We start from the raw sequence: 12,550 nt of genomic DNA, 5'->3' as shown, positions 1-12,550 counted from the left end.
ATTGAATCACTTTTCATCGTTTGCCCTCAGGCAAGGTTAAGCCAGCTTAACGCAGGGGTGCTGTCACACTCCTGCATTTTTTATTCCGGGAAACCTTCGTTTACATCATGGCAGCCATTTTTTCATCGTGTTGGGTTTGTTGGTTTTTGGTTCAGTTTATTTTTGTTGAATATGTATTACCTTCCGGCCATCCTGCTGCGTCAGTTTAAAATTGACATCAAGAAAACTCAGCATGTCAAGGATCTCAGAAATGTTTGAATTTCGGGCAAGTTCGCCGGAGAAACTACGGTCACTCATCCCGGCCGCATAGGTAAAATCCACATCGTACCAGCGGGAAAGCTGTCGGGTTACCTCACGCAGACTCGTCTTATTGAACTTAAATATCCCGTTCTTCCAGGCAATAACCGGTTCTACATCGGCAGAAGCGATCTTTACACTTCCTCCAGCCAGGATGGACTGCTGACCCGGCTTTAAAACAGCTATAGAAGTAGTGGAGACATTAGAGCCGGGGATTACGCGAACGCTGCCTTCCAACAGTGTAGTCCGGACAGCTGGTTCGTCAGGATATATATTTATATTAAACATGGTACCCAACACTTCCACGGTTTGCTGTCCAGAAACCACACGGAAAGGCCTGGTCTCATCGTGGGCGACTTCCATATACACCTCTCCGCTAATCTCAACCCGGCGCTCGCCTGCAGGAAAATCAGCGGGATAGGAAATCGAGGAGGCCGAATTTAGCCATACCCGCGTGCCATCAGAAAGTGTCACTTGATATTGTCCGCCACGCGGTGTCCGGATGTTGTTCATCAGTTTTTCACCGTCAGACGAAGCGCTGTTTCCGTCGATCAGGTAAGCAAGCTTACCATTCCCTTGCTCAACAAGTCTGACCCCGCCCTGCTCTTTGACTTTACCAGACCCGGCAGTGGTACCGAGCAATACCCGGCTACCATCCGCCAGCGTTAGAATAGCTTTATTACCGCCGGGTGGGATTGTGATCGCTGACCGCACCGGTTCTGCGGAGCCTCCACCAGGATTTAAAATCAAAGTGTAAATGCCCACAGAAAGCACCATCAGTAACAACGCAGCTACAGCTATCCAGCGATAAGAGAGCCGGAAACTCTGCGGTTCATCCATCATATATTCATGCTTCAGTGCCAGAATGTCGAGCAATTGCTTGTCAGAAAGCCCCTCAGCATCTGCTATTTCAAGACCATGATACCAGGACTGTAAAAGCGCCTGCTCGGCCTCAGTCGCCTCGCCATCCAAAAAGCGGTCTATTAGTTTTTCAAACCCTTGTTTATCCATATCCCGTAGTCCTGATCTCTAATGATGATGTTTTAGAGATAAGACAACCAGGAAAACAAACAGGGCTAGTAAGATTAAAAAAAAAATCAGCAAAATAAGAAGAGTGCGTTTCCGAGGTTTCTGCGAAGCACCTTTAAAGCTGCCTTCATATGATTCTTAACCGTAAACTCAGATATACCGAGACGCTCGGCAATCTCCCGGTGCTTTAGATGCTCCTTTCGGCTAAGTATCAAGACCTCTCTCATTCTGTCGGGCAGACTGGCTATCTCCTTGTCTATCAGTGCAGCGAGTTCCTTTTCCCTGAAAACCTGGTCAGGAGTATGCGGGTTTTCGGCCAGATACTCATTAAACGAGGCCAGGTACCGATTGGCCACAGCATGGTGTTTTACCACGTTTAAGACCCGGCGCTGCACCAGGACATACAAATAGGCGGGCAAACTGTTGACCGCACTCAGCGAAATGCGATTATGCCACAACGTCGAAAAAACTTCCTGCACCACATCCTTAGCCTGCTCAAAGTCGCCCAGTTTCTTAAAGGCGTGTAATATCAACGCAGCCTTATACCTGCGGTAAATTTCCCCGAAGGCCTGTTTATCCTCCTGAGCGAGTAAAACGATCAATTCTTCGTCGGTTGCTTGATCCCAGTGCTGCATTGGTGCCAATGTACTGTATTTCCGGCTTCCAGCAAACAGTAATCTGTATGCAAAGCCGAGAGCTTGAACATGAAACTACCCCTTCCCAGTAATCACCTTTCGGTGCTGTTTTCCCCACCTGGCCAGGTCGTCGATAATAGACTGCAGGGTTCTGCCATATTCCGTCAGGCTATACTCAACAGTAACGGGCTGCGTATTATGAACCGTACGGTTAATCAGCTTGTTCATTTCAAGTTCCTTCAGTTCTTTGCTTAGCATTTTATTGGATATACCCTCTACATCATTCAGGATATCCGAAAACCTTCTTTTGTTATAATAGCAGATCGACGAAACTATGGAAACCTTCCATTTTCCGTTAAGCACGTCCATGGCGTCGTGAACGGCCATAATCTCTGGTTTGTGGCAAATATTTTCTGTCATAAGTTACCTGGTTACTCAAATGTTACTGTTACTTTTGGTTACAAAGTTACCATAATTAATTTACTCACACTAGTTTTGCATCATAATTATTAAACACTTTTAAACACTTTACAATGGACTTTACAGGAAAAAATTTGATTATAACCGGAGGTACCACAGGTATCGGCCTGGCGACCGCACATGCCTTCATAGGTGCCGGCGCTAACGTATGGATTACCGGCAGAAATGAAGCGAACCTAGACAAGGCACGTGCAGAGATCAATAGTCCGAACCTGCACACACTCGTGGCAGATACGTCAAAAATGCCGGATATCGACCTCCTGGAAAAAACTTTTGCTGAAAGCCGACAGAACCTGGACGTGCTGTTCCTCAATGCGGGTATTGCTGTGTTTACACCTATTGCGCAAACCACGGAAGCCGACTTCGATGCGCAGTTTAACACTAATGTGAAGGGTCACTATTTTACACTTCAAAAGCTAATGCCACATCTTGCAGATGGTGCATCTGTTATCTTCACTTCTTCTACGGTTGCAACGGCTACTAACGTGGGTACGAGCGTATACTCCTCTACCAAAGGTGCGCTTAATAAGATCGCACAGATTGCAGCGAATGAATTGGTCGACCGCAAAATAAGGGTAAACATTGTAAGTCCCGGACCAGTACTTACACCAGGGCTAGAATCAGTTGCCTCAGAAGCTAAATCATACCTCGCTGCTGCAACTGCCCTTCAGCGTTTAGGTCGCCCAGAAGAAATCGCCAGCACCGTACTGTTTCTGGCTTCTGATGCCGCGAGTTTTATCACAGGAACGGAAATTGTTGCTGATGGAGGTTATTTAACCTATGGATTGAAGTAAATTTTAACCCCATAACGGGAAATAGCAGTTACTTGAGCCGGCTTCCTGCAAAAAAAAGTGCATAAAAGTTCAAATTGCCGGACAATATCTCACAAAAAAGCTAACTTTAGTGCGACGGTAACAAGTAACTGCTTCCCCGGGGGTATGGAAGATTATAGTGCGTATTCTGATTTAGAGTTAATCCGGGAGCTAAGCCTGGACAATACCACTGCGCTTACGGAAATCCACTCCCGTTACTATGCAGCACTGTACATTCATGCATATAAACGATTTCCTCACAGGGAAGAAATTCTTGATTTGCTCCAGGAGATATTCGTTGCGCTCTGGAACAATCGCGAAACGCTCTCCATATCAGTTAATTTACAGGTTTACCTGTATGGGGCTGTGCGAAAGAGTCTGCTAAAACTTTACCGACACAACAAGGTTAGAACCGACTATATCAATTCTTTGCAGGTCTTTATAGATCAGGGTGCCAATACCACCTACGAAAAAATTAGAGAGAAAGAGCTTCTCCTGCTCATTGAGGCCGAAATCGCCGCCTTGCCACCGCAAATGCGCATCATATTCGAGTTAAGCAGAACGGACGAATTAAGCCACAAAGAGATCGCCGAAAGATTGAATATTAGTCCCCAAACAGTGCGTACCCAAGTACGTAACGCACTCAGAATCCTGCGGTCAAAACTAGGGGCAAATATTTTTTTTCTTTTGTAATACCCCATAGGCCTTGGTTAGGGTACTTATCTGTATAAGCCTAACAAACTTTTATGGGAACCACCAACGCAAAAGACCTTCTTGACAGATATCATAACGGACAGGCCACTGAGCAGGAAAAAGCACTTGTGGAGCGCTGGTACATGGAGTCGTCCAAGGGCGACCTGCCAGATCCAGTTCAAATTATTGCGGACCAACGCATCGCACGCGTTAAGTTGCTCGAAACCATACGACCACGCACAAGGCGGTTAAACTGGGCACCCTATGCTGCTGCCGCTGTGTTGCTGCTGGTTGCGGGAATATTTCTTTACCATATGCAAACTGACAGTCCCGTGAAAAAACTTGCCGCAAATGCAACCGAGAAATTAGAAGATGTGGCGCCGGGCGGCAACAAAGCTGTTCTGATCCTTGGCAACGGAAAAAGGATAGACTTAAGTGATGAAACCAATGGTACCCTTAGTGTACTGGCGGGCATCACCATCTATAAAACACGCGACGGGCAGATCACCTACAGTCAGGCAAATACCAGCGAGCATAACAACGTCTCCAATACCATAGAGGTGCCCACAGGCGGACAGTTTCGTGTCACACTTCCAGACGGAACCTTGGTATGGCTTAATTCGGGTTCCTCACTCACCTACCCGGTAAGTTTCAAAGGCGGGGAAAAGCGTTTAGTTACGCTAAAAGGTGAAGGCTACTTCGAAGTGGAAAAAGATCCCGTAATGCCTTTCATAGTTCAAACTGGCAGTCAGGAAATTGAAGTTCTTGGTACGCACTTTAATATAAACTGCTATGCCAATGAGCACGGAACGCTTACCACACTTGTTGAAGGAAGTATCAGAGTTTACGGCGATAGGTTTACCCAAATTCTTAAGCCAGGTCAGCAGTCATATACCAACAACGGTGTTCTGCTTGATGTAAAAAATGTAAACACCGACCAGGCGATTGCCTGGAAAAACGGGCTTTTCAGCTTTAAACGGGCCGACCTAGAGACAGTACTGCGCCCGATGTCACGCTGGTATAACGTCGAATTCAGATACCAGCGAACCATCCCGGAAGTATCTTTCACCGGAAAAATACCGAAAACACTCACGCTGCAGCAAGCCCTCAAAACCATAGGTTTTCTCGGCGTTAAATACAAAGTAAAAGGCAACACTGTCTTCATCGAATCTGAACTACAATAAAATAATCAACAAACCGAACACACTAAACAACCACACATGAAAAGACATTTACGACAGCAACGCTAAGGCAAGAAGGTTATAAAATAGTACACGGAAGTGCGCCAACACTCCCGTGCAAATTATTGAGTTAACCTTTCCGGCATATGCTCCGGAAAAAAATCCGATTCTTCAGTTTAACCCAACAAACAAATGTAATGAATTTTAGTACGATTACTAACGGCCACCGCATGCGCGGAAAACGGCCGGTCAACAAACTTTTTCTGGCTATGAAGCTAACAGTCCTGATAGTGATGGTATCGTTTCTGCACGTCGCAGCACGTGGATACAGCCAAATCACACTGAATAAAAGGAATGCATCCTTGCCCAGTATCATTGAATCTATCGAAAAGCAATCAGGATATGTGTTCCTTTACAATGAAAATCAATTGCAGGATCAGCGTATCTCGATCCAGGTTAAAAACGCCACTATCGATGAAGTGCTTACCAAGTGCTTTACAGGAACCGGTATCTCATTCCAAATCATCAACAACAACATTGCCCTAACTAAAAGGCGAAACGCTGATGTAACGCAGCAATCCTATGTGATTCAGGGTAAGGTGACCGATACCACCGGCGCCTCCATACCTGGCGTTACCATAAGCCTGGCCGGGACAACTTTTGCGACAACTGATGGCAGTGGGAATTACCGGATCGAATCCAGGAACGCCGCGGGATCGCTCAGTGTTTCCATGCTGGGCTATATCACCAGGGAAATCCCATTTGATTTTGCTGGCCGCCCCGCAAATCAAACCATTAATGTTATCCTCAGGCAAAGCACCATTGGCTTGAAGGAAGTAGTGATCAATACAGGTATTTATACACGTAAAGCAGAGAGCTTTACCGGTTCAACACTCGTTATTAAAGGTGAAGACCTGAAAAAAGTGGGTAATGCCAACTTCTTTCAAGCGCTAAAGAATATCTCGCCTTCCATGGTGCTTGATAACTTCACCAACGGATCCAATCCGAATGCACTTCCCGACATACAACTAAGGGGAACTTCTACCTTCCCCCTTGCGTCAGATGAGGTGACTGGAAACCTGAAAGGAAACTATATCAAAAACCCCAATGAGCCTCTGTTTATACTGGATGGCTTTGAAAGTACTGCGGAGCGGATTTTTGATTTAGACATGAACCGCATTGAGAGTGTCACCATTTTGAAAGATGCTGCTTCAAAAGCCCTGTATGGTGCCAAGGCGGCCAACGGCGTCATCGTTATTGAAACAAAGAAACTGACGGCTGGAAGAGCGCGTGTATCGTACAACAGCAGCTTAGACCTCGAACTGCCCGATCTTACAAGCTATAACCTCACCAATTCGACGGAAAAACTGGAAGCAGAGCGTATCGACGGCTACTATGTACCGCTTGGTTCGAGTTCTCCCGAAACGCATGTAGCCGGCCAGCAGTTGTACAACTTCAGAAGGAAGCAGGTATTGGAAGGGCTTGACACCTATTGGCTTGCCAAGCCGCTGCAAAGTGGTGTAGGTCATAAACATGCGCTTTCTGTAGAGCTGGGCGGACCAAGTCTGAACATTATAGCCGATGTAGCCTATCGTGACGTTACCGGGGCCATGATTGGTTCTAACCGTGAAAACATTTCCGGAAATATCAGCACCTCCTACCGTGTGAAAAACCTCCTTTTCCGCAATATCATGTCTGCCATCGACAACAGAGCCATTGAATCGCCTTACGGAACATTCAGCGAATATGCTCAAATGAATCCCTACTGGCGTGCAGAAAATGCCGACGGCACTATTCCCTATTATGCCGAGGTCTCGTCAAACGGTACTCAGTTCGTTAACCCGCTGTACAACTCGACAATAAACTCAAAAAACAGCACAGATTATTTCAACTTTATTAATAATTTCTATCTGGAGTGGACCATGATACCCGGGCTGCGGGCAACAACCCGTTTGGGGATTGATGTCCAAAACAGCAATGCTGACGAGTTTTATCCAGCGGCACATACAAGATTTGAAAACTACTTTGGCGATGATATACTGAGAAAAGGATCTTATCAGGCCAACACCGGCAAGCAGCAATATTTGTCGGGCGACTTCAACCTGACCTATTCCAAAGAAATCAATAAGCATTTCCTGTTTGGTAATGCTGGTTTTAACGTCAGTGAAAGAAACTCTATGGAGGTTGTTCACTTTGTGGAAGGGTTCCCGAACGACAGGCTCGACGACATTACATTTGGCCGTAACTATCGCTTTGAATCTACACCTACTGGTCTTAATTCGGTTCGCAGGGAACTTGGTTTTCTAGGGTCCTTTTCCTATATGTACGATAACCGCTTCCTGTCTGACTTTACTTTCCGCACGAACGCATCTTCACAATTTGGCTCAAACAAAAGATGGGCAAATTTCTGGAGCCTTGGACTGGGATGGAACTTGCATAACGAAGCTTTTCTTAAAAACATGGACGTGTTTAAATTGTTCAAGGTACGCGGATCGCTTGGATCAACAGGAAATTCAAACTTCCCAACCAATTCATCCGTTTCAACTTACAAATATTACCAAAATGCCTACTATCAAGGCTTTCCGGGATCATATTTAGCAAACCTCTCCAATGTAGACCTTCAATGGGAGAGTAAGTTCGACTATAATGCCGGTGCGGATATTACCGTAGGTGGCCTGAATGTGCGTTTTGATTACTATCAAGCATTTACCGAGAACCTTATTGCCGACATCACCCGACCAAACTCCACAGGCTTTAACGTGGTAAAGGAAAACCTTGGAAAGGTTAAGAACAGTGGTATAGAACTTTATACGTCATACACGCTGCTTAGCCGCGGCAATAACTTCCTTAACCTCAATTTCGGTTTGGAGACCAACAAGAACAAAATTATCAGCCTTTCTAGTGCCATGAGATCCTTCAATGAGCGGATGGACAAAATTGCGGCCGACAGAGGAAATAGCGTACCGGTTAAGCGTTATGAGGATGGCCTGTCTATGAACGCCATCTGGGCAGTTCCTTCACTTGGAATCGATCCAGCAACAGGCCGGGAGATATACTTAAAAAAGAACGGCAGTACGACATATGAATGGGACGCGGCCGACCAGATCGTAGCCGGACAATCGAACCCGGAATATCAGGGAACCATGGGCTTTTCCGGAGAATACAAGGGAATTGGACTAAATGTCGTTGCGCGTTACCTCGGCGGTGGCCAGCTTTACAACCAGACTTTGGTAGACCGCGTTGAGAACGTTGTTATGGACTACAATGTAGACCGCCGGGTGCTGACCGGCAGATGGTCGGTACCCGGACAAAACGCGCTTTATAAGCGTCTTGGCACTTACAGCATACCAACGGCTGACGGAACAAGCACTACCAGCGCACGTGAACTTACACGGTCGACCACCCGCTTTGTACAAGACCGCAACGAGATCACCATTTCTGCTGTAAATCTTTACTACCTGTTCGACAACCAGTTTTCGAAACGCATGGGTATTGAGCGCCTGAAAGTAGGATTTAACATGAACGAACTGGCCACATTCTCTACCATAGGTTTAGAACGCGGAACACAATATCCGTTCGCCAGGACACTGTCCTTCAATTTGTCTGCAACATTTTAAAAAATTACTATGAAACCTAACTATAAATATATCATTGCATTGCTTACCGTAGCGGCATGTGCTACTTCATGCAAGAAAGGTTGGCTCGATGTAACATCTAATACGGAAATTCGGTCAGACGATCAGTTTAAGACCGAGTCCGGTTTCAAGGATGCTCTTATCGGGGTATATATCGGAATGACAGATCCTGGACTGTATGCGAAGGAAATGACCTGGAGCGCCATGGATCTTCTTTCGCATCAATATGCAGCGCTGCCTGCCAACGCTGCATATGCCGATCTACAGAACAATTCGTACCGCACTATACGCTCTATACCAGTGGTAGACGGCATATGGAATAAAGGTTATAACGTTATCGCAAACATAAACAATGCGCTTAACAATATTGATAAAAACAAAAGTGTACTCAATCCGATCAGCCATTCCATCATTAAAGGCGAATTGCTTGGTCTGCGCGCATTTATGCACTTCGATCTGATGCGGGTATATGGGCACGGTAATCTTGCTGCGCGGACGGATTTGGCTACCAAACTTACCATTCCATATGTGACGGAGTTTACCAAAGATCTTACGCCTCAGGTATCGTATCAGCAAACGTTATCGCTGCTTTTGGCAGATTTACAAGCGGCCTCCGAACTTCTGAAAGAAGATCCAGCTTATAGTAACCCTAAGAAACCGGCAAGTTATTACGCAAATGTTAACCGCGACGGTTTTTTTAATAATCGGGAACAGCGCATGAACTACTACGCCGTAAAAGCGCTTCAGGCCAGGGTGTTGCGCTGGGTTGGTGGAACGCAAAATGCCGCGGCTGCTGCTGTTGCTTCGGAGGAGGTCATTAAAGACAGCCCTGCACGTCTTATCGTTTCTACCGAAGCTGCGTCAGACCCTGTTTTGTACCCTGAGCACCTCTTCAATTTAAATGTAGCGGGATTTGCAGACATTATCAATTCGTATCTCGATGCAAGTAACGCAGCAAATACGTTTGCTCTGTTTATGGCACCACAGTTTGCGCAAAGCGTTTATGAAACACAGATTCCTGCGATCGGTGCTGCAGATATCCGTTACAATACTTTACTGAGTTCACAAACACGCGGACTTGTAAGCATTAAGTTGAGACAGCTAAACCGCCCGTCTTACTATAATATTGTGCCTCTGATTAAGCTACCCGAAATGTATTATATCGCGGCCGAACAATACGTATCAGCAAACCTTCCTAAGGCAATTGAATATCTGAACAAAGTTCGTGCAAGCCGCGGCATCGCACAAAATATCGCAGCTACGGCAACTCCCGAGCAGGTAAACGAGGAGATTATGAAAGAATACCGCAAAGAATATGTGAGTGAGGGTCAATTGTTTTTCTTTTACAAACGGTTGGGTCTAACTACAGTACCAGGATATACGGGTACCGTGGGCGATAATGTCTATGTATTGCCATACCCACAATCAGAAATAGAATTTGGAAATAGAGTACAATAACATTCAACACCATGAAAAAAAATCAATCAAACATCAGTCTGATGCTGATAGCGCTGGCCATTTTATTCCAGGGCTGCAAAAAAGATGAAGTAGGTGGTTTTAAAGCCAATGCAGCGGTGAACTTTGCCTCGCCTATCGCGGAGTATTCGTTTATGACAAACCCTGAAAACGAATATATACAGGAACTTGAAGTAAAGATTATCGGTAACAAGGCAGATCACGACCGTACCTTCTCTGCGGAAGTGGTAAAAGATGAATCTACAACTGCCTCCCCGAATCAATATGAAATCCTGGGTGGTGTAGTTAAGGCCGGAATGTTCACTGGAAAGCTTTCTGTTAAATTGAAAAATAGTCCGGAGCTGGCCACCAAAAAGGTCGCCGTTAAGCTTAAACTGGTCGATGCAGGCGATTTCAAAGCGGGCAACATAGAAACCTCTACACTTGTGCTGGGCTGGACCAACCAGATCCTTGTACCTAACCCTTGGAGCTATTTCCAGTATTTCTTTACCACGAGAGGCAGCACGCAGGCCTACAGGATCATCCTGCAAACTACCGGGCTGACCAAGTTTACCCTAACAGAGTACCGTGCAGTTGGTGAAGCAGGGGCTATAGCTATGGGTACAAAGTTCGGTGATTATGTAAAGCAATGGAACCTGGATCATCCTAACGATAAACTTAAGCACGATGACGGTCAGCTTGCCGGACAGGAGATCACCCCACTTTATTACACACGTTCAAAATACGACTAACATGAAGAATTTTAAAAATATACTCTGGATGGCCGCGGTTTTGGTCGGTATGTCCGCCTTCATATCGTGCCGGAAAGACTTGAGCACCTACGATACCAATCCTGTTCCGGGCGTATCTATTGACACCACCGGAATGCACACGCTAGCCGTATTCCAGTTTGAGAACCTAATTATTAACCCTAAGCTAAGCTTTAACGGCGCAGATGAAAGCAGGTTTACCTATCAATGGAAAATGAACCTTGCGTATAACGATACCGCGTCCGTAGTATTGAGCAACAGCAAGAATCTTAATGCAGAGATTCGGGTCAAGCCCAATCTGACAAACCAATACCATACATTGGTGTTTACCGCTACAGATAAAGAAAATGGGTTGCAGTATATCACAAACTGGAGGCTTACCGTACGCAACAGCATAGGCGAAGGACTGGTTATTGCGGAGACCGCTGAAGGTATCAATACCGACCTAAGCCACATCATGTCGCCGCTTGTCACGCCTCAATACAATGCTGAAAGCATCAAAAGAAATGTGTATTCGGCCATAAACAAAGAAACCATTCCGGGTATCGTAAAGCAAATGCGTTTTACCGGCACAACGACAGGAAACACGCTATTTGCTATAACGGACAATAGTCTCACAAAAGTGAAAACGCTCGATTATACCTTCGGCGGACGTAACGACGATCTTTTCTATAGTCCCTCTGGCACCTATAGTTTCCAGGCGCTGTCTGGCCGTAACCAGGGCGACTTGTTCATTGAGAACGGGAAGCTTACCTCTGCATATTTAGGTATTACCGCTAAGATCGGCCTGCCGTACGACATCACCGTTCGTATACCATCCATCTTTGCCATCAATCGTATGGACAACCCTGATGTAGCGTTTAACTTCTATGAGGAAGTGTCGGGCAAGTTCATGTACATCCCGTCGGTAAATACGCTGGCCTTTAGCGACCATAAGGCTTACGCCTATGCCAGCCAGCCAGCAGCTGTCTTCAACCCGGGAAGCCTGCCAAACAAAACCAACCTGGGCGCAGGCTTAGGTGCTGAAGATGAGTTTGTACATGTGCTTAAAGACAAGACCAGCGGAAAGATCAACATGTATGTTTTTGACAAAGGCGGGTTCGACTATGACAATTTCGTTGTCATCCCCCCGGCACCAAAGGCAACGTTCGATATCTCCAGCGCGCCTGGCATCAATGAAGCTACCCAGTTCCTGGTTCTTGATAATCAGCGCGTGATGTACTATGCTACCTCAACTAAAATATACGCTGTACTTTACGGAAGCAGTACAGCTGTGGTGGAGGAGCGTTATACTGTGCCAGCCGGCGAAACCATGACCACATTACAGGTTTATCAGCAAAGCAATTACCCTTGGGGTACAAGTTTCCTGCCGACCAACAACAAGCAATTGATCATGTCTACTTATGGCGGCGCAGCGGGCACTGGCAAGGTATATATCCTGCCAATGGTTAATCTCGGCCTGGGTAATATAGACCAGGCAAACATCAAAACTTTTACCGGCTTTAACCGGATTACAGCAATAACCACACAAAAGTAAACACAGCATAAGCTCTGGAACGTACT

General features: G+C 46.0%; 10 protein-coding genes. 7 read left to right on the top strand and 3 right to left on the bottom strand.

Annotated elements, in window-relative coordinates; genetic code table 11:
- Positions 1–156: 156 nt before the first annotated feature.
- From QEP07_RS01910 to QEP07_RS01900, 3 genes are all read right to left on the bottom strand, one after another.
- The gene (locus tag QEP07_RS01910) at positions 157–1,308 is read right to left on the bottom strand and encodes a FecR family protein (protein ID WP_285008272.1); all 1,152 of its coding nucleotides are present in this window, start codon (positions 1,306–1,308) and stop codon (positions 157–159) included.
- 86 nt (positions 1,309–1,394) lie between these two features.
- Positions 1,395–1,961, bottom strand: coding sequence for an RNA polymerase sigma factor (locus QEP07_RS01905; RefSeq protein ID WP_285008271.1), 567 nt, complete (start codon positions 1,959–1,961; stop codon positions 1,395–1,397).
- Positions 1,962–2,036: 75 nt separating this feature from the next.
- On the bottom strand, positions 2,037–2,381 hold the full coding sequence (locus tag QEP07_RS01900) for a winged helix-turn-helix transcriptional regulator (RefSeq protein ID WP_285008270.1): 345 nt from the start codon (positions 2,379–2,381) through the stop codon (positions 2,037–2,039).
- Between the two features lie 113 nt (positions 2,382–2,494).
- Between QEP07_RS01900 and QEP07_RS01895 the strand changes: the two genes are divergently transcribed.
- The 7 genes from QEP07_RS01895 (at position 2,495) to QEP07_RS01865 (ending at position 12,524) form a co-directional block, all read left to right on the top strand.
- Positions 2,495–3,235, top strand: coding sequence for an SDR family oxidoreductase (locus tag QEP07_RS01895; protein ID WP_285008269.1), 741 nt, complete (start codon positions 2,495–2,497; stop codon positions 3,233–3,235).
- Positions 3,236–3,379: 144 nt separating this feature from the next.
- Positions 3,380–3,946 (top strand): RNA polymerase sigma factor, encoded by a 567-nt coding sequence (locus QEP07_RS01890; protein WP_285008268.1) that lies wholly within the window; start codon positions 3,380–3,382, stop codon positions 3,944–3,946.
- Between the two features lie 53 nt (positions 3,947–3,999).
- Positions 4,000–5,130: a FecR family protein gene (locus QEP07_RS01885; RefSeq protein WP_285008267.1), complete on the top strand. Its 1,131-nt coding sequence runs from the start codon at positions 4,000–4,002 to the stop codon at positions 5,128–5,130.
- Positions 5,131–5,324: 194 nt separating this feature from the next.
- Positions 5,325–8,744 carry a SusC/RagA family TonB-linked outer membrane protein gene (locus tag QEP07_RS01880; protein ID WP_285008266.1) on the top strand — a complete coding sequence of 1,140 codons (3,420 nt, stop codon included), beginning with the start codon at positions 5,325–5,327 and terminating at the stop codon, positions 8,742–8,744.
- Positions 8,745–8,753: 9 nt separating this feature from the next.
- Positions 8,754–10,220, top strand: a complete 1,467-nt coding sequence (locus QEP07_RS01875) for a RagB/SusD family nutrient uptake outer membrane protein (protein ID WP_285008265.1) — start codon at positions 8,754–8,756, stop codon at positions 10,218–10,220.
- 11 nt (positions 10,221–10,231) lie between these two features.
- Complete coding sequence (locus tag QEP07_RS01870; RefSeq protein WP_285008264.1) at positions 10,232–10,969, top strand: DUF4843 domain-containing protein; 738 nt, start codon at positions 10,232–10,234, stop codon at positions 10,967–10,969.
- Position 10,970: 1 nt separating this feature from the next.
- The gene (locus QEP07_RS01865) at positions 10,971–12,524 is read left to right on the top strand and encodes a PKD-like family lipoprotein (RefSeq protein ID WP_285008263.1); all 1,554 of its coding nucleotides are present in this window, start codon (positions 10,971–10,973) and stop codon (positions 12,522–12,524) included.
- Positions 12,525–12,550 lie beyond the last annotated feature (26 nt).

Origin of the sequence: Pedobacter faecalis, assembly GCF_030182585.1 — a bacterium.
Taxonomy (GTDB): Bacteria; Bacteroidota; Bacteroidia; order Sphingobacteriales; family Sphingobacteriaceae; genus Pedobacter; species Pedobacter faecalis.
This window is presented reverse-complemented; position numbering and strand designations above follow the sequence as displayed.

Excerpts from the sequence above, each read along its gene's own strand:
- QEP07_RS01885 (WP_285008267.1), top strand. The coding sequence starts at position 4,000 with ATGGGAACCACCAACGCAAAAGACCTTCTTGACAGATATCATAACGGA.
- QEP07_RS01905 (WP_285008271.1), bottom strand. The coding sequence starts at position 1,961 with ATGCAGCACTGGGATCAAGCAACCGACGAAGAATTGATCGTTTTACTC.
- QEP07_RS01875 (WP_285008265.1), top strand. The coding sequence starts at position 8,754 with ATGAAACCTAACTATAAATATATCATTGCATTGCTTACCGTAGCGGCA.
- QEP07_RS01865 (WP_285008263.1), top strand. The coding sequence starts at position 10,971 with ATGAAGAATTTTAAAAATATACTCTGGATGGCCGCGGTTTTGGTCGGT.
- QEP07_RS01910 (WP_285008272.1), bottom strand. The coding sequence starts at position 1,308 with ATGGATAAACAAGGGTTTGAAAAACTAATAGACCGCTTTTTGGATGGC.
- QEP07_RS01895 (WP_285008269.1), top strand. The coding sequence starts at position 2,495 with ATGGACTTTACAGGAAAAAATTTGATTATAACCGGAGGTACCACAGGT.
- QEP07_RS01870 (WP_285008264.1), top strand. The coding sequence starts at position 10,232 with ATGAAAAAAAATCAATCAAACATCAGTCTGATGCTGATAGCGCTGGCC.
- QEP07_RS01900 (WP_285008270.1), bottom strand. The coding sequence starts at position 2,381 with ATGACAGAAAATATTTGCCACAAACCAGAGATTATGGCCGTTCACGAC.
- QEP07_RS01880 (WP_285008266.1), top strand. The coding sequence starts at position 5,325 with ATGAATTTTAGTACGATTACTAACGGCCACCGCATGCGCGGAAAACGG.
- QEP07_RS01890 (WP_285008268.1), top strand. The coding sequence starts at position 3,380 with ATGGAAGATTATAGTGCGTATTCTGATTTAGAGTTAATCCGGGAGCTA.